A 23,363-nucleotide genomic window follows, 5' to 3' on the forward strand; every position below is an offset into this window, starting at 1 on the left:
AACGTTCATTAAAAAAGGCAGCCAAAAGGCTGCCCCAATCAAAACAAAAAGGTACAACTCCGTCTTTTTACGCCTTATCAAACGTCTCGCGCAGTGCTTTGGCGCCGCTTAACATAAAACCGTGGTCAGAACCTAATAAAAATAGAGAAACGCCTTTTTCTTTCCAGTAGGCCAGCTCTTCTAAATTACCCACGAACATGCCCGTAGCTTTTCCTGCCTTGTGGCTTACTTCAACCAAGTGTTCAACCGCTTGTTTAACTTTTGGGGCGTCTGCACTGGTTTCGCCAAGTGCTACGGTTAAATCCATTCGACCTATAAACAAGCAATCGACACCGTCAACGTGTGCAATGGCTTCTATGTTGTCAATTGCGTCTAAATCTTCAAGCTGGGCAACAATACTAACGTTTTTGCCCGCCTCTAAATTTTCACTCAGTGGCTTTGTTGTGTAGCCTGCAAATCGGCTTGAACCTGCATAGCCTCTTCCGCCTGCACCGTAGTGGCAATGTCTGACGATAGCACTTAACTGTTCCGCCGTTTTCACATGTGGCACAACCACACCGTCTGCGCCCATATCCAGCACATTTAGCAGTGTTTCTGGGGCATCGTTTGGTGTTCTTACTAGAACAGGCATGTTCCCTGCCCTTGCCGCAAGAATGCAGGTGTCTAAATCCTGTCTTGAAAATGGTGCATGCTCAGCATCTAAACACAATACATCCATGCTAGCGTGCGCCAATACTTCAATTACATTGTAATGGGGCGTTTTTATGAACGTACCCAAAAGGCTTTGCTTGTTTTTAAGCGCTTGTTTCAGCATGTGCTGCACCTCCGAAAAAGTTATACAAATGCAGGTTCACTTGTGCGCTTTGCTCAAGCATTGCGAAATGCCCCGCGTCTTCAACCAGCACCAATTCGCTATTTGCGGCCAGGTTATGCATTCTTTGCTGTTCTGAAGGCGGACAAAGCACATCGTTACAACCGCCAATTATCAGCATTGGATGTGCGCAATTAGCTAACAGTTCGCTAGCGTCCGGGCGTGTTGCAAGAATTTCGAGCTGGGCTTTATAACGCTCAATTCCCGTATCCTGCGCCATCTGAGCAATTAGTTTCATTAATGCTTCATTGGGTTTATTTAGATACACATTGCTAAACTGAGCGTGAATAAGCGTGTCTAAACCATACGAAACGGCGTAGTTTAGATGCTCGCTTCTGGCTGATCGCCCTTGGGGTTTGTCTGCATGTGCATTGCTGTCTAGCAATGCTATTTTTTCAATTCGCTCGGGAACGCGCGCTAAAAGTTCAAACGCCACCATACCGCCCATTGAAAAGGCGCAAATGCTGAATGGCTCGCCTTCATCAAAAAGATGTAACGCGTGACTGGCAACATCGCTCAGGTTGTCATGCTGGTCATACTCTAAGGTAATGCACTGATGACCAGCATTGGTTAAGGTCGTTATTTGGTTGGTAAAAACGTTTCCGGTACAAAGGGTTCCGGGTATAAATAATAGTTTACTCATTATCTCTTGGCGCAGCGGCCACTGAGTTTCCTTCAATGAGCTTGCCCGGCCAGTAACGTGTCTCTGGCGGTATATCAGGACTCTCAATTAAGTTAACCAGGGTTTCTACTGCTGCTTTTGTCATAAAATAGGTTGGCTGACTTACGGTAGTCAGCTGGTAGCTGTGCCACGAAGAAGCACTGATACCATCAAACCCAACAACTGAAATATCTTCAGGTACCCGCAAATTCAGGTTTTCCCGTATTTCGTCAATGGCACCAATTGCCATTGTGTCGTTGGCACAAATAATTGCAGTAGGAAGCGCATTTTTCTCGGCATAAGCACTTAAGCACTCTCTCGCCGAGTCATAGCTGTAGTCGCCATAAACCACGTTGGTGTCGGTAAACCCATGAGATAATAAGGCATTCCTTGCACCACTTAACCTTGCGCGGGCCACATCAGAATCTTTTGGGCCAGCCATAATTAAGAAGTGCTGGTGATGATGGTTAACTAGAATATCCACCAACATGCGAAGGCCTTGGTCATGGTTACAACATACCGAGCTTACACTGTGATCAGGAAGCTCACGGTTATACAACACCACTGGAATATTGTGTTTAGCAAACTGCGTGACACTGTCGGGTTCGAAGTGCGCTGTAAGCGCAACTACGCCGTCGACCTGGTACGCTAATATTTGCTCAATAACCGTTTCTAGCTGCTCTGCGTCATCAAGTGTGAATAACAGCACCCGCTTGTTTTTCTCAGCGATGTGTTTATTTAGCTGTGCCAATACTTCGGGGAAGTTCACATTAGCTCGCGATGAAATAATTACCGCAATCATGCCCGTGCTTTGGTTTATCAACATGCGTGCAATGGCGTTAGGTTTGTAGCCTAACTCCTCTGCGGCTTTTAGCACTTTTTCACGGGTTTTCTTAGATACGCTAACGCCCGGGCGATATACCCGCGACACTGCCGACTGAGAGACTCCTGCTGCATGGGCAACGTCATATGACGTCACCCTATTTTTTTTATTCAATTATTTTTTTCCGTAACGACGTAATCGAATGTCAGCCTGTTCTTTGTGACCTGCAAAACCTTCAATTGCACATAAACGTGAACAATACTCGCCAACCATCACTGAGGCTTCTTCCGTAACACGCTGGTATGTACAGGTTTTTAAGAATTTACCAACCCATAGACCCCCAGTATAACGACCTGCGCCCTTCGTGGGTAGAGTGTGGTTTGTACCAATACATTTGTCGCCGTAAGACACATTGGTTTCAGGGCCTAAAAACAGTGCACCGAAGTTACGCATGTTCTTTTGAAAGTACGGCACGTCTTTCGTCATAATTTGAACGTGCTCAAATGCTAGGTCGTTAGCGACCTCTAACATTTCATCATAGGTGTCGCATACAATGACTTCACCGTAATCTCGCCATGCGACAGAGGCCACATCTGCAGTAGGTAAAATAGTTAACTGGCGCTCTACTTCGGCCATGGTATCTTTACCCAGTTGCTCGCTGTTGGTAAGCAACACGGCCGGAGAATTAAGCCCATGCTCAGCCTGCCCTAGCAAATCCGCCGCACATAATTCGCCATCAACACTGTCGTCAGCAATGACTAACGTTTCTGTTGGACCCGCAAAAAGATCAATACCGATGCGCCCGAACAATTGGCGTTTTGCTTCGGCCACAAAGGCATTGCCCGGCCCAACAATCATACTTACCGGTTCAATAGTATCAGTGCCCACAGCCATAGCGGCAATCGCCTGTACACCACCAAAGGTATATATTTCATCAGCACCGGCTAAGTCCATGGCTACAATTACCGCTGGTGCGGGTTTACCCTGAAACGGAGGAGTAGCAGCAATAACCCGTTTCACACCAGCCACCTTTGCCGTAACAATGCTCATGTGTGCTGAAGCCACCAGCGGATACTTACCACCGGGTACATAACAACCCACACTATCTACCGGAATATTTTTGTGGCCAAGCACTACACCGGGCAGCGTTTCAACTTCAACGTCTTTCATTGACTCACGCTGAATGGTCGCAAAGTTTCGAACTTGTTCCTGCGCCCATTTGATATCGCTAATCTCTTGTTCGGTTAACTGCTCATAACATGCGTCAATTTCTTCACGACTCAACCTAAAAGACTCCGGAGTCCATTTATCAAACTGACCAGAATATTGCGAAACAGCTTCGTCTCCGCGTTTTTCAATATCGCTAATTATACTTTCAACTATCTCTTTAACTTTTTGATTATCAATTGCTTTTTCTTCAGCCTGCTTGCCTTGCTTCAAGTACTTGATCACGGTCTATTCCTCTACAAAGGTGAATGAGATGTTACATTGATCGAACAAATATTTATCTTGATCTTCACCAAAAATTACATAAGAATGACTTCGAATGCAATTATTATTTTGAGGTGACATGTGGCTTTCTCTCATGACCTATTAAAAGACAAGGCAATTTTGGTTACAGGTGCGGGTAAAGGCATTGGTAAAGCGTGTGCTTTATTGGCTGACGCATGTGGTGCAAATGTTATTGCTGTGGCGCGTACCGAAAGTGACCTTGTGGCGCTTAAGAACGAGAGTTCAGAAAGGCTAAGCTTTTGGGTGGGAGATGTTCAAGATAAGGCGCTTTATGAAAAGATCCAAGCACTTCCCCTCCTCCATGGGTTAATCAATAACGCCGGAACGAACCGCGTTGCGCCAATGCAAAAACAGAGCGATGAGAATATTGACGATATTTTGAGTTTGAATATTCGCTCTGCATACAAAGTTGCGCAGGCTGCCATTACGCCAATGCTTAAAAGTCAGGCTCCATCCATTGTTCACATGTCATCACAAATGGGCTTTGTGGGCTCTCCTGGCCGCACGCTTTATTGCTTAAGCAAACACGCAATTGAAGGCTTAACGAAAGCCATGGCTGTGGAACTGGCGCCGAATAATATTCGCGTCAATAGCGTAGCGCCAACATTTATTAAAACACCAATGACTGAGCCGATGCTTCAAGAACCAGCGTTTGCTGAAATGGTGATGAACAACATTCCCTTACAACGCTTAGGCAGCGTCGAAGACGTTGCTAACGCGTGCATATTTCTACTTAGTGAATTGTCTATGACCACCACGGGTAGTTGTCTTAAAGTCGATGGCGGTTGGACCGCCCATTAAATACGAGGTATCACTGTGTCAGTATTATCCGAGCGTTTAGTCCGCTATGAAGAATTAATCCCATGCCGCAACGCGTTTATCGATACGCGCTCGCCAGGCAGTGATCAAAAAGAGAACTTCACCATAATTGGTCCAGGTGTCGCAGAAAACCCAGACCAGCATGTTCACATTGCTATTCCGCACGGCTTTAACATTGGCGGAGCTCGTCAGCCTCCCGGCTGCCTTAACTCGCAGCATAGCCACCTAACCGAAGAAGTATTTGTTGTGTCTCAAGGTAGCTGGCACTTTACTACTGGCGTTGAAGGCAACGATGCCGTAGTGCGTATGGAAGAAGGCGATATTATTTCTATTCCTATGGATTTGTTTCGCGGTTTTGAAAATGTAGGCGACAGCACGGGATACCTTTACGCAGTATTGGGACAAGATGATCCAGGTCGTGTACTTTGGGCTCCTCAAGTTTTTGATATGGCCAGCGACTACGGGCTTGTCTTGCTCGAAAACGGTGGTTTAGTTGATACTACTCTGGGACAAAAAATTCCTGAAGGCGTTGCGCCTATGCCAAAAACATCGGCAGAACAAATAGCGCAACACCGCGTAATTGATGATGAAGCGTTAGAGCAGTGCGTGGTGCGTTTAGCTGATTTCCCGTTTAGCAACAACACGGCATTAACCCAAGGAACCGACGTTTTAGAAGCACCGCTTATCGGCCCTGCAAGTGCCGATGAAAAGCTTGGTGAAACAAAGCTAAACTGGTCTCATGGATTCTGCGTTCGCGCCCTTAAATTCAAGCCGGGTGCTTTTATTACTACGCACAAACGCTTCGAGGAAGAAGTAGTATATGTGCAAGACGGCTGCATCAAAATGCTTATTGACGGCGAAGCGCTCATTCTTAATAAAGGCGATACATTTACCACACCTATTGGCGCAGTTCGCAGTTTTGCGCAGCAAGGTGATGAGGTAGCATTAATTTATGTGACCCGACGCGGTGACACAGCCAAAGCCCCAGAATTTATTGATTAGAGGCAAATACGATGTCTACTTTTTCAAATATAGCACTGAAAAAAGCGTTTCTTCCTTTTCGAGAAGCACAGTACGACTTTGACCTCGAAAAGCTAAAAACGCTGGGCGATACCCTTTTTTCACAGGATGCCGCCATTAAGTTTTGTGTGCCTTTTGATGACATGACAGGCCACCGCGAAATGCTAGATAAGGTGTATGCGCCACTGCTGGAGTCTGTCCCCGATCTTGAGCGCCGCGATACCATAATTATGGTTGGCGAGGACGACAAACAATTGCGCTGGTTAGGTTGCTGTGGTTACTACACTGGGCGTCTTGAAAAGCCCTGGTTAGACATCCCTGCGACTGGTGATCAAATTCATATGCGCTTTCATGAGTTCTATCGTTTTGAAGGCGACACCATTGTGGAAGTTCAAGCCATTTGGGACTTGCCTGAAGTCATGATGCAGGCAAAGTGCTGGCCGTTTAGTCCAAGCTTAGGTACCGAGTGGCATGTGCCGGGGCCAACAACCCAAGACGGAATACACTTGCTTGAAGAAGACAAGTCGCTTACCGCACAGAGCCATCAGCTTGTACTTGATATGCTAAATAGTTTAGGGAAATTCGCCGAAGGCGGTGTTGCTGCCATGAACCTAGACAAATACTGGCACCCTAAATCAAACTGGTATGGTCCTTCTGGTATTGGTACCGGACGCGGTATTCAAGGCTTTCGCAATACCCATCAGGAAGCGTTTTTAAACGGTATGCCTAACCGCGTGGGCGACCCCGCAAACGGCCATTTGTTCTCCGAAAACAATTATGTGGGGTTCACTGGCTGGCCTGGCATGAGCATGACTATTTCAGGCGATGGCTGGCTTGGTATCGTGCCAAACGATAAGTCTATCACCATGCGCAGCTTAGATTTTTGGCGCATTGAGAACGGCATGATACGCGAGAACTGGGTGCTAATAGACCTACTTCACGTTTACCGTCAACTTGGTGTTGATGTATTCGCCCGAGTTAAACAGTTGACCCGTAACAAGTATCGATAACTCCCGTTAAAGATGCTTTTTGCCCCGTATTACTACTACGTAATACGGGGCTTTTTTATGGTTACCTCAATCCTATAAACTCTCTAAATCAAACGCGCCTTGCTTTGAGAGCTTTTCGTTCAATGGCTTCACTTCTTCACCAAATAAGGTTTCTAGCTGTACTTTATACTGCTGCCACTTTGCGTCTAAGTCTTCCAACCGTTTTAGTGCACCAGCTTGTGCAGGCGCGCCCGTTCTGTCGAAGTTATCCATCAAGAAACGTACTTGTCTGTCGAGCATATTCGGCCAGTTAATGTCATCTTCAAAAGTTTGATGTTTGGGCTGAATAACCAACCCTTCCCAGTCGTCGATTGCACTAACAATGCGCTCGATTGAAGCCGACACATCGCTTGCCAGCATTACGTTATCTTCAGACACACCGTTTAATTGCGCTCTAACATCACGGGCTTTTTGCAGGTGAGCAAACAAATCATTGAGTAAAGTTTCTGTAGCCTGAATGCTCTTTTCAACCACTTGAAGCTGCGCTTTATCTGCTTCTTCCCTTGGGTCTGGAAGCACTTTAAATGCACGGGTTTGCGCCTGTTCACCTACTGTGATTTTCGCTTTGTAGTCTCCAGGCATAACACGGGCGCCATTCCAGCCGCCAAACAGTTTTACGTTCTCGATGCAGTTCAATGGCTCACGTCGAAGATCCCATACAAATTCGTTGTAACCCGCTTTTGTTGCAGGGTGTTTAAATTTAACAGGGCTGCGAACGTCTTCGTTCCCCTTCGCGCACTTCTCAAATGCACTGGGTGCAGACGACAGCGTGCGAACCAGCTCGTTATCGGCATTAAATATATCAATGCGTAGCGTTTGCTCTTCTTCTAACGCGTCTTTCAGGTAATAACGGAAGGTAGCGCCACGTGATGGGTTTTTCGCTTGAGGCTGGTCAGTCATGCCACCGCCAGATAGCAAGCGAATGCCATCTACGGGTTCAAACTGAAACAGCGCTTCGCCATCTAGCGACTTGTGCACTTCACGTAGCGGACTCATGTCATCTAATATCCAAAAGCCTCGCCCTTGGGTTGCAATGACCAGATCATCACCTTTAACCTGCATATCGGTAATCGCCACAGGCGGCAGGTTTAAGTCTAATTCTTGCCAGTGTTTACCGTCGTCGAAACTAATAAACATACCGCTTTCTGTACCCGCGAACAGCATACCTTCGCGCTCTGTATCTTCACGCACAACACGAACAAAGGCGTCCTCTGGTAGGCCTTCGTCAATACGCTTCCAGCGCTTGCCGTAGTTGTCGGTTTTGTAAATGTAAGGCGTGTAATCATTTAATTTATAGCCTGCTACCGCAACGTAAGCTCTGCCTTGTGCATGAGGGCTAAGTTCTATGGCATTGACCTGCGCTTCTTTTTTATGAGGCGTAACATCTTTCCAGTTTTTGCCTTCATCACGGGTTATATGCAGCTTACCGTCATCGGCTCCAACCCAAAGCTCGCCTTTGTTAACTGCCGATTCGGCAATATAGAAAACCGTGTTGTAGTATTCAGCGCCAGCTTGTTCATTGGTGATCGGCCCGCCATTCAGCCCCTGCTTTTCTGGCTCGTTACGGGTTAAGTCTGGGCTAATTTCCTGCCAGTTCACACCGCGATCTGTGGTTTTTAAGATCATCTGCGTGCCATAGTACACGGTGTCGGGATCATGCTTTGACACTACCACTGGGGCATTCCAGTTGGTGCGATACTTTTGATCACGTGCGTTTCGGCCAAAAACATATTCAGGGTAAGGCATAATGGGGCGTCTGAGACCAGATTCGCGATTATATTCGGTTAATGTTCCGTTAATAGTAGTGGCATAAATAAGAGTGGGGTCGTCAGGGTTAAACGCAATATGCGCACTTTCACCGCCGCCCACGGCAAATTGATCTTCAATTCCTATACCGTCACCCCAAGTTTCAGACGGGGTCGCCATGGTTGTGTTATCTTGCTGCCCGCCATAAACATAGTAAGGGTTTAAGTTGTCGGTAATTACACGATAAAACTGCGCAGTTGGCTGGTTGTAAATGCTTGACCAGGATTCACCGCCGTCGAAGGTAACGGTAGCGCCACCGTCGTTAGCGTTGATCATGTTTAAGCTATTTTCAGGGTTTATCCACATATCGTGGGTATCGCCATGGGGTAACGAAACCGTCTCAAAGGTTTTGCCGCCATCAATAGATTTGTGCAACTGCACATTCATTACATACAGGGTATTTTCGTCGTTTGGGTCAACTTTGATGTGGTTGTAGTACCACGCACGAGCTTTAAGAATATTGTCGCCGTTCATTAGCGACCACGACTTACCCGCATCGTCACTGCGATATACACCGCCTTCTTCAGCCTCGACAATAGCATACAGCCGCTTCGGGTTAGACGCGGCAATATCTACACCGACTTTACCGATAAGCGTAGGCAGTCCTTTTTCTAATTTTTCCCAGCTTTCACCGCCATCTGTTGACTTATAAAGGCCACCGCCCTCACCGCCCGATTTAATAAACCACGGTGTTCTGCCGTGATGCCACAAGCTGGCATAAAGAATTCTGGGGTTAGATGGGTCGATTGCTAAGTCAGCGGCGCCGGTATCGGCGTTCACTTTTAACACATGCTGCCATGTTTCACCGCCGTCTATGGTTTTGAATATACCGCGCGCTTCATTAGGCCCCCAAATATTGCCCTGTACTGCAGCCCAAGCTATATCGGGATTGGTGGAGTGTATACGAATTTTGGGGATTTGACCGCGTTTATCTAAACCCACCAGCTTCCAGGTTTCACCGCCGTCTGTAGATTTATAAACACCTTTTCCGTGACTAGTGGTTACACCTCGAATAGGGCCTTCACCAGTACCTACGTAAATAACGTTAGGATCTGAAGGAGCAACCGCGATAGCGCCAATACTACCTACTTTAAATGTTTTGTCGGATATGGCTTTCCACGATAAACCCGCGTTTTCGGTTTTCCAAACACCGCCACCTGCGGTGCCCATAAAATAAAGGTTGGTATTACCTTCAACCCCGGTAACCGCCACCGAACGCCCACCGCGGTAAGGTCCAATAAATCGATACTCCATTTTATCGAAAAGCTCAGGGTTAACGGTATCTTCAAGCGCGAATGCAAAATGCGAGAAACTAGAAAGCGCGCTTACGCAAATAGCAAAAGCTGCCACCATTTTCCCAGAAACCAGTCTCTGTGAAACCATAGAAAGTGCCTTGTAGTGTTTTTATTTTTAATAAGAAGAATTTCTTATACTGCGTTGTTGAGGGCGTTATGGCAAAAGTTTTGTAGGGCGTATTCTTCAATCACTTAAAGCGCTGACGATATCGACGAAATATTCAATGTCATTTCCTTCATGAAGGCGCAGTTAGAAAATAACCACAGTTGATGGAATAAGGAAACGGGCTGTCTCAAAAGGAGAGCGCTGATTCCCCCTGAACATAACGATATCAACAACCTATGAAATTTAACACGACAGTATTTAGGCATTTGCGATTAAATACCGCACAAGAAATTTCTACAATCACAACTTGAAGATAAATGACTGTCCTTCCTCTTTTATGACTAGAGTGTGTGACTCACAAAGATCCAAGTACCAACCGAAACAAGCACAATGCCACCAAATGTCTCTGCTCGCTTACCTATCAGAGTTCCCATAACACTGCCCAACATAATGCCAATAGTTACCATAGAAAAAGTGGCTATCCCAATTAACGTCGCAGCAATAGCAATGTTCACGTCAATTAGCGCGAGACTTGCACCCACTGCCATTGCGTCGATGCTTGTGCCTAACGCAGTAATACACAACAAAATAAAGGATTGTTTTTGAGACGTCGACTCTTCTTCGGCGGGTTTCAGGCTCTCGAGTACCATATGAATACCTAAACCAGAAAGAATGATTAGCGCAATCCAATGATCCCATGCTTCAACGTATGAAGACGCCGCGCGACCAATGAACCAGCCTATAAATGGGGTTGTTGCCTCTATGAGTCCGAACAAAAGGCCAATTTTGAGAGCAAAACTTAGACGAGGGCGATTGATTTTGACACCTTTGCCTATCGCTGCGGCAAACGCATCTGTTGACATAGCAAAGGCTAGCAGGATAAGAGCGAAGATACTCATAGTTTTAGAACTCCGGTCAGGCTAATTGAGTCCACGACAAATCCGCACGCCTGACCTTTAAGCGTGGACTTATCGATGGTCTCGCCAACCAAGAGGTGTTTGTACCATGGTAATGTGACCAATTATGTTGATACAAACTTTTCCATTCGAAACGGAAACAGGCTACTCCCCAACCGAGGGGCCTACGGTAATACAGCCGCTATAAACTAATCAAGTTGATTGCGACAAACTGCCCAACTTGAGATATAAATGACGGCATGTTCACGCTCTTTCGATTGCACATATTCCACCAGTAGTCATACTACTCAACTTTATTAAGTTGTCGGCAAGAAAGTATTTTTTCAGCGTTACGCTTCGCACCTCTCTCCTACTCATGGACTCCCTGAATAGGCCGTTGTCTTAGCGAGTTAACGATTTCATTGTTCATCCCTTTCCTCAGCCCGTACAATAGAGGCACTTCGTTGTTGCAGCGCCAGTGTTTCTGGCTCGCACGGTGTAATTCGACAACTCATTGCTAAAAGAGACTTTTTTATGAGAATTCTACTTTCCATTGCCTTCGCTACCATTCTTGCAGGCTGCGCTACTCTCTCTCAACTGGCGGTTTACACTGTATCTAATGCCGAGTTAGAACAAGTGCTTGATAGCCAAGTGAGTAAGCTGCAAAAGCAAACGTCACTTGCTGGTATTCCTCTTTATTTAGACGTGGAAGATATGACAGCAACCATAGGCCCAGATGGCAGAGACGTGGTTCAGCTAGGCGCTATTGCCACTGCGCGTATTAGTGCATTTGGGTTGAACTACCCTGCGAAAGTAAGTCTTGCTTTAGAAGGCACGCCTTATTACGACAGTGAAGAAAAAGCGATTTTTGTGCGCTCATTGTCTCTACTTGATAGCACAATTGATGCTGGCGGCTTTAAGGGTAATTTAGCCCCTGTAAGTGGCGAATTCATGCAGCTCATCAACGGCTATCTAGCCACTAACCCCGTTTATCGCTTAGACCCTGCGAACAAAGCAGTAAGCATGCTTTCAACGGTACCTTTACAGCTAACTGTAGAGCAAGGGCAGCTTGCACTTCGACCTAAACAATAATCATTGAAAAAACGTATTGAAGTGTCGAGATTGTTAATGGTTAAAGGTGCAAAAGTAACCTGAGCCTCGATGCTCGCAAACAGATTTTCCCATTCAGTGAAATAGGCAGGCATAGTGACAGAACGTATCAAAACACTAGATGAATTCGCAAAGCACGTAGATTACTCTTTGCTGAATACCCTTACCCCAGACCCGCAGTCGACGTGCGATGGTGACGACCATGACCCGCGCCAAGTGTTCTCAGGTCACTATGTGCCAGTTACTCCGACCCCATTAACTGCACCGACGTACGTTGCTCATAGCGAAACGCTGTTTGCCGAATTAGGCTTAGACGATAGCTTGGCAACATCTAAAGATTTCACCCAGCTGTTCTCAGGGGACATGTCGGATGTACCTGCTCCAATGAAGCCCTTCGGCTGGGCAACCGGCTACGCACTTTCTATTTACGGTACGGAGTACACACAGCAGTGCCCGTTTAGAACAGGTAACGGCTACGGCGACGGCAGAGCAATTTCTATCGTTGAAACAGTATTAAACGGCAAGCGTTGGGAAATGCAGTTAAAAGGTGCTGGTCGCACGCCTTATTGTCGCGGCGCAGACGGGCGCGCCGTATTGCGCTCAAGCGTGCGCGAATTTTTAGTGCAAGAACACATGCATGCGCTTGGCATTCCGACCTCACGTTCGCTGAGCTTGTTTATGTCTGCATCAAACACGGTAGACAGGCCGTGGTATCGCGAAGGGTCTCATTCCTATGAACCTGAAGTGATGGTAGAAAATATAACGGCTATTTCTACCCGCGTGGCGCCCTCCTTTTTGCGCGTAGGCCAAATAGAGCTTTTTGCTAGGCGAGCTCGCTGTAACGAACACAGCGAAGCGTTAAACGAACTAGAAGCCATTGTTAAGCACCTTATTGAGCGAGAGTACTCAAGTGATATTGACACAACCAGGTCGTTTGAAGAGCAAGTGGTAACGCTGGCTGCACTATTTCGAGACCGGCTAACGCGTCTTGTTTCTGGTTGGGTTCGCGTCGGTTATTGCCAGGGCAATTTTAATAGCGATAACTGCGCCGCAGGAGGCTTTACGCTGGATTATGGGCCATTCGGCTTTTGTGAGTTTTTTGAAGCAGACTACCAACCTTGGACAGGCGGCGGTCGTCACTTCTCGTTTTTAAACCAGCCCATTGCTGCGCAAAAGAACTTCGATATGTTCTGCCGCTCACTGATGCCGCTAATTGACGGAAACAGTGAACACCTCTCTAAGCTTAACGAGATCAACGACGGTTTTTCTGGCGTGATGGAACGCGCCATGGAGAGTATGTGGGCAACAAAGCTTGGCATTGCCAGCTACAACCACGACTTGCTAATTAAGCTGCTGCAATTAATGCTGCGCACAGGCGTGGACTACAATCTGTTTTTCCGAGAGCTATCGTCAATGCCTGAAGATATGGCGAGCTTGACGAAAAGCTTTTACTACCCGCCTAAAGCAGAGGTCTTGACAGAATGGGAAGCATGGCTACAAACGTGGCGTGAGCGCATTGAAAAGGACGCCGAAACACAAGGTGATGTTACAAACGCTATTGCTGCTACCGCAGAGAATATGCGCAAAGCAAACCCTAAATTCACATGGCGCGAATGGTTAATTGTGCCTGCCTATAAAGCCGCAGAGAAAGGTGACTTTACGCCAATTCACGAACTTCAGAAGATACTTACTGCGCCTTATGATGAGCAATCAAAAGAGGTAGAGAATAAGTACTACCAGCTGCGCCCACTTGAATTTTTCAGTGCTGGCGGAGTCGCGCACTACAGCTGCTCTTCGTAGAGCTTCGGTGCAAAAGACCTTTGCATTTTGTTTTAGCAAAGGTCTCCCTTGTTGCCGATATAACTACTTCAAATATACGGTTTTACCGGTTTTGGCACTTTCTCTAGCCGCATCAAGAATTTCTACTACCACCATATTGTTTTCCAGCGCAGATAGGTCATAAGGTGATATAGAAATTTCCTCGTTGATGAGTGCTTTGAAATAGTGGAAAGGGTCGTTATATGGCGCAGCTCGTTCAGGCAGGGTAAGTGTTGTTTCTTCAAAGTCGTCGTACCCTTTCGCAATGCGCATTCGGTAGTTATAACGATTGTCGGCATATACTGCGCCTGTCTCACCGTAAATTTCCATATCCTTGCGCCCTATTGGCCAGTTCCAAGACCCTTGCACAATGGCATTGGCGTTTTCATAGCCTAGAATAATGATAGATTCGTCATCTACCTGAGGGTTGTTTTCTGCTTGAAGCTGTTGAGTGATTGCCGTTACGCTCTGCGGCTTTTTCCCTTCCATCAGCCAAGTCATAAGGTTTGCACCATAGCAGCCGAAGTCGACAATCGCGCCGCCTCCGTTTTGCTTCGGATCAACAAGCCAGTCTAAAACTCACTGTTAATGCCAAGTTTCGCTGGCCCCTTATGACCATCGCGTACTATGACTTTGCGAATGTCGCCAACTTCGTCATTCTTTATTGCTTCATACGCTTTGTGATTGGTGGGATACCACGTGGTTTCATAGTTGGTGAGTAGATGAATGTTGTGCTTTGTGGCGAGGGCTTCCATTTCCGATGCGTGTTCCATATTAATCGCAAGGGGCTTCTCAACCATAACGTGAACGCCGCGCGGCGCCGCCTTTTGCACGACTTCTAAATGCTCGTAAATGGTACCAAACGCAGCGACCGCCTGAACGTCTTGTTCAGCGAACATGGCGTCCATCGAATCATACACTTTGTCCATGGAGTAGTTGTGCTGCGTGGCATAACGCTGAGCCAGATCTTTGTTTTGCTCAACAATGCCAACAATCTCAAATTGGCCTTGCTTTTCGCTTTCGAAAATCCAATGAACATGGGTGTGGGTTAACCCAACCACACCTATTTTTAGCTTATCCGAAGCGTGTGCACTGCCAAAAGACAACGCAACCAATAGCGCACTTAAAAACCTGCCCACCGTTCTTCTCATCTTTATTCCTTTAAATGTTTTTTAGACGCTACTAAAGCGCGTCAATCGATTCGCTAGGCTCAGTAAACCACACAGGGCCATCTTCGGTCATATAAAAGTGATCTTCTAAGCGAATACCGAACTCGTTTGGTACTACGATCATAGGTTCGTTACTAAAACACATACCAGATGCTAGCGGGTGAGGATTGTCTTTCACCAAATAAGGCCATTCGTGAATATCCATACCAATGCCGTGCCCGGTTCGATGAGGCAAACCTGGTAAGTTATAGTCTGGTCCTAAGCCATCTTTTGCTAAGCTGTCTCGCGCAGCTTTATCCACATCGCCACAGGGGACACCAACTTTTGCAGCGTTAAATGCGGCAAGCTGCGCGCGCTTTTCGCTTTCCCATAATGCTCGTTGCTTATCGGTTGGCTCACCAAAACAATAGGTTCTCGTGATATCAGAGAGGTAGCCATGCACCTTACAGCCAGTATCAATCAATACTAAGTCGTTCTTCTTTAGTACTTGAGGGTCTTTAACGCCGTGGGGAAACGAGGTGGCTTTTCCAAAAAGTACAATGCAAAAATAGTTACCAGCGGCCCCCACTTTCTTATGTGCATCGTTAATAAATGCTTCAACTTCTGTCGTGGTAATGCCTTCATAAAGCATACTGGCAGTCGCTTTGTGCACAGCTAGGGTCATGTCCATAGCGCGTTGAATAAGCGCGAGTTCACTTTCAGATTTGTGCATGCGACAGTGTGCTGTTACCTCTGCACCATTGATAATTTGCCAAGATTGGCCAAGCATCTTGTTCAAACCATCTACGATAAAAAACTGGGTCGACTCATCCACACCCAGTTTATCGCCTCCAGCGGTGTTCAGTTTATCTAGCATAGCTATGACAAGCGCATATGGGCTCTCGTGCTCTTGCCAGCCAATTATGTCGCCTTCCACTAATTTGCGTTCGTTTAAAGAGTCGATTTCAAAGGTAGGAGCTAGATATACAAGGTCACCTTTTGCAGGCAAGAGCGCACCGACTAAACGCTCACTGGCGTACCACTGCATACCTGTAAAATACGCTAAGTTAGTACCAGCGTTTAAGTAAAGCGCACCAATGCCATTTTCCTGCATATAATGCTGCGTCTTGGCAATTCGGGCTTCGTATTCAGAGAGCTCTATGGGGCGCAGATCGCCTGTCATGTTGACAAGGCTATCTAAAGCCTGCTGTGGTGTTTTTGTGCCTATTATTTTGCCCATTTTTTTCGTCCCTACACTGGCGCAAGGCTGATTGTCTATTTGAATGGTCATCAGCCCGCCTTAACTATGAATTTATTAAAACGGGCTCACTGTACAACATTCAATAGGAATGTCGAGATAAGCAGAGGTGGCTAGACCTTTTGTACTGCGTACTAAAAGTTAAACACTCTCTTATGATTTGCAGCGCTTTAAAGCGCACTTTTCCACGCGGCCTCTGGCAACAAGTACAAGCCTTTTTCGCTTTTTGCACCTTCATTCACGATATAGCCGATGCCCGCAGCCATGACGGCCAAGGTTACGTCGAAGGCATTAATGCTGTCACCATAGCCCGCAGTTAAGTTAAACATAGAGCCATCGGCTAGAAGATACAGAGTTTTATCGCCCAGTTTATAGGCATTTACATAAGGCATTGGCTCACTGTGAGTAGCATTGTTTTTAAGGTAAGGCACATCAATTTCTTGGGCTACATGGCCTACGTTTAAAATAAACGTTCCGTCTTTCATGTTGTCTAGATGACTCGAATTCACCACGCCATACGCGCCAGTTGCAGTGGCAATAACATCAGCCTGGCTAGCAGCTTCATTTAAATCAACCACTGGCCAGCCGTCGTATTTCGCTTGAAGTGCTCTTGCTGGATCAAGTTCTGCAACTTGAACCTGTGCCCCGAACGCTTTAGCCGAGGCGGCAACGCCCTGCCCTACCAAACCATAACCAATAACAACCACTACTTTTTCGTGCAGGGTTAGATGAGTGGTTTGGAAGAAGGTTTGCCATGCGCTTAAACCCACCATGTGCCTGTTGTGAAGCCCTTCTTTTACTGGTAAATCATCCCAGTTAAATATTGGATAGTTTGGCGCCATACCATTTAAACGGTTAATGCCAGAGCCCGTTGCTTCTAAGCCCGATACAATGCTCGGTACTGGTTTATTTGCTTTTATATTTTCGTGAAGTCGAGTTGTCAGATCAGCGCCCATTTCACACAAATGGGTAGGCTGCCACGCCAGCGCTTTATCGAATGACTCAGACCAGTCAGCCTCGCTCATATCACGCCATGCATGGGCCGTTGCGCCTTTATCAACAAGGTAAGACACCACGTCATCTTGCACTGTAGTGGGGTTGCACGTGGTAAGAAAAATGTCGCATCCTCGTGAAAGTAGCCCTTCAACCAAAGGCGCCATTTTCAAATCTAAATGCATGTTGCAAGCAAGTTTAACGTTCGACAGATCGGGAAGTGATGCAATGGCATTACGAGTGCGCGGCATATGAAGGCTAGCCCACGCCAACTCTGCTTGAAAATCTTGATACATGAAAAGGATACTCTGAGAAAATGAAAAGCAGAATCATACGTGAGAATGCTGTATTTATAAATCAGCTAGATACTTCCCTTTATTTCTCCTCTTGGTTATTTCCTCTTATTCTGAATCTTCCTCCCAAAGCACCACTTTTTGTTTCGACCTTTTGCTTTCGCTAGGTACAAGGCTTGGTCTGACTGTTTAATGAGAACATTAATATCCTCTTCGCCTGGCGAGGTTCCTGCCACACCTATACTTACTGTCACTCGTATGAATTTGTTAATGTCGTGGGTGAAAAGGTGTACGCGGAGATTCTCGGCAATTTGCTTGGCGTAATGCACCCGAGTATTGGGCAAAAATACCAAAAACTCTTCGCCGCCCCAGCGAAAGGTAATGTCAGAGCCCCTAACTTGCCCTTTAATTTCTTCAGCGACTTTTTTCAGCACCTTGTCACCCATGTCGTGACCATATTTATCGTTGATACCTTTAAACCAATCAATATCAATGAGCATAACCGACATGAACTTATTACTGCGCTTTCCCATCTCCCAAATAGGATAAACCAAGTCTTCAAAAGCTCGCCGATTATAAAGCGACGTAAGTGGATCGAGCCTTGCGTCACGCTCGGCGTTTCTGCGCGCTTGCTGTACTTGTTTGTAGTTAAATGCCAGTGAGATAGATAGCAAAGACATTTCCAACACCATACCGATTTCAATGCCTCTAAATGCCCATTTCGAGTATGGAATAAGCCCCCATGTGGCTAGACTCGACACCATCGCACCGCCGGTTCCGCATAAAATGGCTGGAAGGAAAAATTTAGCTAATGTGTCGCCATTACGGTAGGCAAAAATTCCTATCAACAACATCCAAATCGCTATTGTTGTTAAAACGGCAAGCTGCGACATCACCGCGAAAGAGCGACTTCCAATCAACACAATGATGACAGCGAGTGCGCCCAATGCGCCATAGATATACTTCCTACACCGATAGAGCGTTGGTAGATAGAGTTGGGTATTAAGAAACTCGATGGTGAATCTTACCGCACTGAACAAATACAAAAACATTAGCGCGGGCAAAAGCCACTGTTGAAGGAATATCGATTCTGACCAAAGCCACCAGAAACCATGACCGGTATAAGTGAAGTTAAATAGCAAAAACGAGAGAAGGTATAAGGAATAAAGCAGGTAGCGCCGTTCTTTGAGATAGGAGTATAGAACCAAGTTGTAGACCAATAAAATAACGAGTGCGCCGTACAACGCGCCATAAAAATACGCATTTTCCGTTGTCTTGTTTTTAGCAACTACTGGTGGCCCTACGTATATGGGGATCGTCATAGGATCTTCTGAGGAAAATCTAAAAACCACCAGCGTTTCAGGTTGGGTAAATCGATAGAATACGGAAGGCATTCTTGCGTCTTCAAAGCGAGCACTATGCACCTGATTATCACCAAGTTTTACATGACGCTTTCTTTGACCGTTTTCGAAAAAATAGAGGTCGATATCGTCTAGCCACGCATTATCTATTTCTATTTTCAGAGGAAGAAAAGGTACGTTTATTGGGCTATTATTAGCAATACGAGTAACAAGAACACCATATGTATCTAATTCAACAGCCAACACACCCCAAACCGTGTTACCAGTGAACCCATAACTAACGCGCCCATTAGTATTTTTTATAAGTGTATTCTGCTGATATTTAGTCAGGATGTCTTCAGCAGTAAGCTGACTACCTTCCTCGTAATACATCCACAGCTTGTCGTTAACTAACTGCATTTTATCTAAAGACGCAGTACTTTTAGCGTAAGCGTGAGAGAGCCCGCCCCACAAGCAATTAACTATTACAAAACCAATAAATAAAAGAAGTGCTTTCATACATCAATTCTTTTGAATAGGGGCTTTTGAACACAGGGCTAGCTTTTGTATCGGCACCCCTTTCTTATATAAATATTAAGTTACGCTTATCAAAACCGTTTGTGAATAGGTTAAATTCATCAATATTCTACAAATGCGTTTTTGTGTTGTTTCGTTTCCACATGTAAAGGCTTACGTATCTTTTATGCTTAGTTTTATTACCAGCACGCTGATTCCTGTTTTGATCCTTCTGTTAATGGGATGGCTATTTTTTCGCATTAAATGGCTCAATGAAGGGTTTATAGAAGCTGGATCTAAACTGGTATTTAACGTTGCGCTCCCTGCGCTGTTATTTTTATCGATAGCGCGAGCAGACTTTTCTAAAGCCGCCAACCTATCGCTGATAGGCGTTGGGGTTATGGGCACGCTCATTGTTTTTGCCGCTCTGATGATTACCTCTCATCTGACCGTACATCCGTACAAAGCCAGAGGTGTGGTTGTACAAGGCGGTTTCAGAGCCAATATGGGCATTATTGGCCTTGCTTATTGTGCCAATACCTATGGGCAAGAAGGGCTTGCTGTAGCCTCGGTCTATATGGGGTGTATTACTATATTGTTTAACGTATTGTCTGTCTTTGTTCTTAATTTTTATCAAGGCACGTCGCGTTCTTTATTGGGTCAAGTTACTGGCATGGCGAAAAACCCGCTAATTCTTTCTATCGCGGCAGCGCTCCCCTTCTCTTACTTCGAATGGCAATTGCCCACCACCTTGATAAAAACCGGTGAATACTTTGCGCAGCTAACACTGCCACTTGCACTTATTTGTACTGGTGCTTCCCTACAGTTCCGCTCATTCTCCAGTGACTGGTTTAACATTGTGCTTAGCACAACCAGTAAATGCGTGGTTTATCCCACCATATTAGTCGCGTTTGCCTATGCTTTTGGATTTAGAGGTATGGAACTGGGCATTGTTCTTCTTCTCGCCATTTCACCTACTGCTGCAGCAAGCTATGTCATGGTTAGAAACTTAGGCGGTGATTATCGTTTGGCGGCAAGTATCATCGCAGTGAGCACATTGGCATCTCTGCCTATTACCGCCCTCGCCTTTGGAATATTAAGTAAACTACAGCTGGTGTGATGAAAATACGTCTTTGTTAAGCGCATTTTAAGTTTATAAACAGTGAAGAGTGAAGCTATTGATGTGTTGTTAGACGGTATTGGAAACTAAAAGCGCCGGGTAACTCGACGTTAACCCGGCGAAAAAGGCGTAACAGACGTCGCCCTAATCTGCTTCGATCTCACCCTCTTCAATGGCCACAACGCGACGTGCTTCAACGTAGGTTTTAATAGCCCAAAGTGTCTCTTGGTCTAAGATAGGATCGGTTTGACCTTCAGGAATACCGCCAAGTGCAGGCATGCCTTTCGCCGAGCCAAAACGCAAGCGCTCAACGAACCATTCGTCGTCTTCAAAACTTTCTGGGTCGAGTTCACGAAGGTCTGGGTTTATTCCACCAGACTGCGCGTGCAAGCCGTGACAACCTGCACAGTTATTTGCATAAGCTGACTCACCAAACTTGATGACCTTCGTTTTGGTTTCTTCATCAAGGCTTCGATATGGGTTTTCAAACACCCAGCCATTTTCAGACTCATCGCCATCAGTGATTGGCGGCATAGCTGAGCTATCTGCTCCTTGAGGGATAACATTTCCATGTGCAAGCACGTGGCCAGACAAGCCAGTTACCACGAGTGCCGCAAACAACATCGATATTTTTGTTTTCATAATTCATACATCCTCAAAAGACTATGAATTAAGTATACGTACGAGGAAATAAGGGGTAACTCTACTTTGGTTTTGAAAGGCTCCTCCTTTGGTAGGAGGCCACAATGATAGCCACTGAAAGCGCAAGCTTTACAATAGCTGCTTCAACGTTAGTGCTAAAGTCAGAGTCGAAATAACGCCCATAAGAATGTGAAGACTTACCTTGCCAACAGGTAAATGAATAGGTGAAGAAAAAAAGGCCAGCGCACGTAGGCGCTGGCCATGTATTAATCACTGTCTACTGCTCAGCTAAGGTTAGTTTTTTGCCACCTGCTGATAGCGCTTAGGCAATTTAAACGTCCACACGGTGCCGCCTTGGTTGAAGTGCTTCACGCGTTTTGCAACTTCACCGCCCCATAATGGCACTGCGCCGCCCCATCCAGATAGTACAGAGATGTACTGCTCACCATCCATCTCCCATGTCACTGGAGAGCCAACAATACCTGAGCCAGTTTGGAACTTGTAAACCATTTCGCCGGTTTTGTCGTCAAAGGCCATCAGATAACCTTCAGGGTTACCGGTCCAAACCAAACCACCACCTGTGGTTAACACGCCGCCCCAAAGTGGAGAGAAGTTGTTGTAGCGCCAAACGGTTTTACCTGTTTTAGGGTCAATCGCTTTAAGTACGCCGATAAAGTCCTCATTCACTGATTTGATGGTGAAACCCGCACCAAGGTACGCTGCACCTTTTTTGTAAGAGGTAGGCTCGTTCCAGATATCCATTTCCCATTCGTTTGAAGGCACATAGAAGAGTTCAGTATCCTTTGAATAGGCCATTGGCATCCAGTTTTTACCGCCTAAGAACGCAGGGCGAGCAACAACCTGTGCGCCTTGTTTACCATCAGCTGATTGCGCTGGGCTTCCTGGGCGATTTTCTTCAATGTAGATAGGTCGACCTTTTTCATCTAGCCCCTTTGCCCAGTTTAATTTATCAACGAACGGGAAGCCGCGAATGAAGTCACCGTTTTCGCGGTTAAGGACGTAGAAAAAGCCGTTTCTGTCGGCGGTTGCCGCCGCTTTCACTGTCTTGCCGTTTTCCTGGTAATCAAACGAGATAAGCTCGTTTACGCCATCGAAGTCCCAGCCATCGTGCGGCGTGGTTTGGAAGTGCCACACAATTTTTCCTGTATTAGGGTCGATAGCTAAGCGCGACGACGAGAAGTAGTTATCGCCCGGACGTAGGTGAGAGTTCCACGGTGCAGGGTTGCCCGTACCGAAAAATAGCAAGCCTGTATCTGTGTCGTAAGTACCACCTAACCACGTTGCTGCACCACCGGTTTTCCATAAATCAGCAGGCCATGTTTTACCTGGCGCGCCACCTGAAATACCATTTTCGGTTTTCTTACCGTCTTTCCATAAGTACCCCATGTGCCCTTCAACGGTAGGTCTAACCCATAGCTGTTTGCCAGACTTCGCGTCGTAAGCATACACTTTACCGACGATACCGAATTCACCACCGGAAATCCCTGTAATGACTTTTCCGTCAACTACAATAGGCGCTGCAGTAATGGCGTAGCCCGCTCGATAGTCTTCAACCTTTTTCTTCCAAACGGTTTTGCCCGTGTCTTTATCCAGTGCTACTAACTTGGCATCCAAGGTGCCAAATATGACCAGATTATCGTAAAGCGCAACGCCACGGTTTATCACGTCACAGCAAGGCATAATGCCGTCTGGCAAACGCGCTTCATATTGCCATAGCTCTTCACCAGTTCTCGCATCGATGGCCCACACACGAGAGTAAGATCCGGTTACATACATCACACCATCTTTTACCAGAGGCTGCGATTCTTGACCCCGCTGCTTTTCACCACCTAATGAAAACGCCCACACAGGACGTACTTCTTCTACTGTATCGCGGTTAATGGCGGTTAACGGGCTATAGCGCTGAGCTTTCAAGCCCATTCCATACGTCACTACGTCGTCAGTGGTAACGTGGTCATTTTGAATATCTTTGTCGGTGACAACAGCATGGACAGGAGTTAACGCACTTGCACAAACCAGCATAGATAGGGCAAGTTTTTTAATTGGCATATTATTATTCATAACGGTTCCTAGTTGCATGTAGGCCATAAATGGTCTGTTTCAGACTATTCGTTAGGATTAGCATAGCTAGGGGGGATGTCGATGCCTATGCAACAGCGGAGTGATTTGACTCCTCCTTTAGGAGGAGGAATGAAGGGCTATTTTCCCTTTTGTTTAACACCTTTACGCTTTCACGTCTTTTTAAA

General features: G+C 46.2%; 19 protein-coding genes and 1 riboswitch. Of the genes, 6 read left to right on the forward strand and 13 right to left on the reverse strand.

Annotated elements, in window-relative coordinates:
* Nucleotides 1–67: 67 nt before the first annotated feature.
* The 4 genes from MASE_RS15315 to hisD are packed head-to-tail and all read right to left on the reverse strand — an operon-like array spanning nt 68 to nt 3,807.
* On the reverse strand, nt 68–814 hold the full coding sequence (locus MASE_RS15315) for an HpcH/HpaI aldolase family protein (protein ID WP_014950647.1): 747 nt from the start codon (nt 812–814) through the stop codon (nt 68–70).
* Complete coding sequence (locus MASE_RS15320) at nt 795–1,514, reverse strand: alpha/beta fold hydrolase (protein ID WP_014950648.1); 720 nt, start codon at nt 1,512–1,514, stop codon at nt 795–797. Before MASE_RS15320 ends, MASE_RS15315 begins: the two co-directional genes overlap by 20 nt.
* Nucleotides 1,507–2,529, reverse strand: coding sequence for a LacI family DNA-binding transcriptional regulator (locus MASE_RS15325; RefSeq protein ID WP_014950649.1), 1,023 nt, complete (start codon nt 2,527–2,529; stop codon nt 1,507–1,509). Before MASE_RS15325 ends, MASE_RS15320 begins: the two co-directional genes overlap by 8 nt.
* On the reverse strand, nt 2,530–3,807 hold the full coding sequence (hisD, locus tag MASE_RS15330; RefSeq protein WP_014950650.1) for a histidinol dehydrogenase: 1,278 nt from the start codon (nt 3,805–3,807) through the stop codon (nt 2,530–2,532).
* 120 nt (nt 3,808–3,927) lie between these two features.
* Between hisD and MASE_RS15335 the strand changes: the two genes are divergently transcribed.
* Genes MASE_RS15335 through MASE_RS15345 form a run of 3 tightly spaced genes read left to right on the forward strand, consistent with a single transcriptional unit; the run spans nt 3,928 to nt 6,716 of the window.
* A complete protein-coding gene (locus MASE_RS15335) occupies nt 3,928–4,668 on the forward strand; it encodes an SDR family NAD(P)-dependent oxidoreductase (protein ID WP_014950651.1) in 741 nt (246 codons plus the stop codon).
* Between the two features lie 15 nt (nt 4,669–4,683).
* Nucleotides 4,684–5,688, forward strand: a complete 1,005-nt coding sequence (locus MASE_RS15340) for a cupin domain-containing protein (protein ID WP_014950652.1) — start codon at nt 4,684–4,686, stop codon at nt 5,686–5,688.
* Nucleotides 5,689–5,699: 11 nt separating this feature from the next.
* On the forward strand, nt 5,700–6,716 hold the full coding sequence (locus MASE_RS15345) for an ester cyclase (protein ID WP_014950653.1): 1,017 nt from the start codon (nt 5,700–5,702) through the stop codon (nt 6,714–6,716).
* 72 nt (nt 6,717–6,788) lie between these two features.
* On the opposite strand, the gene MASE_RS15350 is transcribed toward MASE_RS15345, so the two are convergent.
* Nucleotides 6,789–9,944 carry a WD40/YVTN/BNR-like repeat-containing protein gene (locus MASE_RS15350; protein WP_014950654.1) on the reverse strand — a complete coding sequence of 1,052 codons (3,156 nt, stop codon included), beginning with the start codon at nt 9,942–9,944 and terminating at the stop codon, nt 6,789–6,791.
* A gap of 359 nt (nt 9,945–10,303) precedes the next feature.
* Nucleotides 10,304–10,861: a manganese efflux pump MntP gene (locus tag MASE_RS15355; RefSeq protein ID WP_014950655.1), complete on the reverse strand. Its 558-nt coding sequence runs from the start codon at nt 10,859–10,861 to the stop codon at nt 10,304–10,306.
* Nucleotides 10,862–10,913: 52 nt separating this feature from the next.
* Nucleotides 10,914–11,041: riboswitch (yybP-ykoY riboswitch) on the reverse strand.
* A 351-nt stretch (nt 11,042–11,392) separates the two neighbouring features.
* Here MASE_RS15355 and MASE_RS15360 point away from each other — a divergent pair.
* Nucleotides 11,393–11,950 (forward strand): DUF1439 domain-containing protein, encoded by a 558-nt coding sequence (locus MASE_RS15360; protein WP_014950656.1) that lies wholly within the window; start codon nt 11,393–11,395, stop codon nt 11,948–11,950.
* Between the two features lie 114 nt (nt 11,951–12,064).
* Nucleotides 12,065–13,768, forward strand: a complete 1,704-nt coding sequence (locus MASE_RS15365; RefSeq protein ID WP_014950657.1) for a protein adenylyltransferase SelO — start codon at nt 12,065–12,067, stop codon at nt 13,766–13,768.
* Nucleotides 13,769–13,831: 63 nt separating this feature from the next.
* Here the strand turns inward: MASE_RS15365 and MASE_RS20115 are convergent, their stop codons facing one another.
* From MASE_RS20115 to MASE_RS15385, 5 genes are all read right to left on the reverse strand, one after another.
* Nucleotides 13,832–14,320 carry a Gfo/Idh/MocA family protein gene (locus MASE_RS20115; protein ID WP_232362853.1) on the reverse strand — a complete coding sequence of 163 codons (489 nt, stop codon included), beginning with the start codon at nt 14,318–14,320 and terminating at the stop codon, nt 13,832–13,834.
* A 38-nt stretch (nt 14,321–14,358) separates the two neighbouring features.
* Complete coding sequence (locus tag MASE_RS20120) at nt 14,359–14,937, reverse strand: Gfo/Idh/MocA family protein (RefSeq protein ID WP_202949249.1); 579 nt, start codon at nt 14,935–14,937, stop codon at nt 14,359–14,361.
* A gap of 31 nt (nt 14,938–14,968) precedes the next feature.
* Nucleotides 14,969–16,174 (reverse strand): M24 family metallopeptidase, encoded by a 1,206-nt coding sequence (locus tag MASE_RS15375; RefSeq protein ID WP_041693842.1) that lies wholly within the window; start codon nt 16,172–16,174, stop codon nt 14,969–14,971.
* 188 nt (nt 16,175–16,362) lie between these two features.
* Nucleotides 16,363–17,481 carry an adenosylhomocysteinase gene (locus tag MASE_RS15380; RefSeq protein WP_014950659.1) on the reverse strand — a complete coding sequence of 373 codons (1,119 nt, stop codon included), beginning with the start codon at nt 17,479–17,481 and terminating at the stop codon, nt 16,363–16,365.
* 95 nt (nt 17,482–17,576) lie between these two features.
* Nucleotides 17,577–19,337 (reverse strand): sensor domain-containing diguanylate cyclase, encoded by a 1,761-nt coding sequence (locus MASE_RS15385; RefSeq protein WP_014950660.1) that lies wholly within the window; start codon nt 19,335–19,337, stop codon nt 17,577–17,579.
* A 184-nt stretch (nt 19,338–19,521) separates the two neighbouring features.
* Here MASE_RS15385 and MASE_RS15390 point away from each other — a divergent pair, with 184 nt between their 5' ends.
* Complete coding sequence (locus MASE_RS15390) at nt 19,522–20,454, forward strand: AEC family transporter (RefSeq protein ID WP_014950661.1); 933 nt, start codon at nt 19,522–19,524, stop codon at nt 20,452–20,454.
* Nucleotides 20,455–20,598: 144 nt separating this feature from the next.
* Here MASE_RS15390 and pedF read toward each other — a convergent pair whose 3' ends face one another.
* Complete coding sequence (pedF, locus tag MASE_RS15395) at nt 20,599–21,096, reverse strand: cytochrome c-550 PedF (protein ID WP_014950662.1); 498 nt, start codon at nt 21,094–21,096, stop codon at nt 20,599–20,601.
* 294 nt (nt 21,097–21,390) lie between these two features.
* Nucleotides 21,391–23,178 carry a PQQ-dependent methanol/ethanol family dehydrogenase gene (locus MASE_RS15405; RefSeq protein ID WP_014950664.1) on the reverse strand — a complete coding sequence of 596 codons (1,788 nt, stop codon included), beginning with the start codon at nt 23,176–23,178 and terminating at the stop codon, nt 21,391–21,393.
* Between the last annotated feature and the right edge of the window lie 185 nt (nt 23,179–23,363).

It is taken from the genome of Alteromonas macleodii ATCC 27126 (assembly GCF_000172635.2).
GTDB lineage: Bacteria > Pseudomonadota > Gammaproteobacteria > Enterobacterales > Alteromonadaceae > Alteromonas > Alteromonas macleodii.

Bases quoted from the DNA above. Each gene is read 5' to 3' on its own strand.
- MASE_RS15315 (WP_014950647.1), bottom strand. From the start codon at position 814: ATGCTGAAACAAGCGCTTAAAAACAAGCAAAGCCTTTTGGGTACGTTC.
- MASE_RS15320 (WP_014950648.1), bottom strand. From the start codon at position 1,514: ATGAGTAAACTATTATTTATACCCGGAACCCTTTGTACCGGAAACGTT.
- MASE_RS15345 (WP_014950653.1), top strand. From the start codon at position 5,700: ATGTCTACTTTTTCAAATATAGCACTGAAAAAAGCGTTTCTTCCTTTT.
- MASE_RS15350 (WP_014950654.1), bottom strand. From the start codon at position 9,944: ATGGTTTCACAGAGACTGGTTTCTGGGAAAATGGTGGCAGCTTTTGCT.
- MASE_RS15355 (WP_014950655.1), bottom strand. From the start codon at position 10,861: ATGAGTATCTTCGCTCTTATCCTGCTAGCCTTTGCTATGTCAACAGAT.
- MASE_RS15360 (WP_014950656.1), top strand. From the start codon at position 11,393: ATGAGAATTCTACTTTCCATTGCCTTCGCTACCATTCTTGCAGGCTGC.
- MASE_RS20120 (WP_202949249.1), bottom strand. From the start codon at position 14,937: ATGAGAAGAACGGTGGGCAGGTTTTTAAGTGCGCTATTGGTTGCGTTG.
- MASE_RS15375 (WP_041693842.1), bottom strand. From the start codon at position 16,174: ATGGGCAAAATAATAGGCACAAAAACACCACAGCAGGCTTTAGATAGC.
- MASE_RS15380 (WP_014950659.1), bottom strand. From the start codon at position 17,481: ATGTATCAAGATTTTCAAGCAGAGTTGGCGTGGGCTAGCCTTCATATG.
- MASE_RS15385 (WP_014950660.1), bottom strand. From the start codon at position 19,337: ATGAAAGCACTTCTTTTATTTATTGGTTTTGTAATAGTTAATTGCTTG.
- MASE_RS15390 (WP_014950661.1), top strand. From the start codon at position 19,522: ATGCTTAGTTTTATTACCAGCACGCTGATTCCTGTTTTGATCCTTCTG.
- pedF (WP_014950662.1), bottom strand. From the start codon at position 21,096: ATGAAAACAAAAATATCGATGTTGTTTGCGGCACTCGTGGTAACTGGC.
- MASE_RS15405 (WP_014950664.1), bottom strand. From the start codon at position 23,178: ATGAATAATAATATGCCAATTAAAAAACTTGCCCTATCTATGCTGGTT.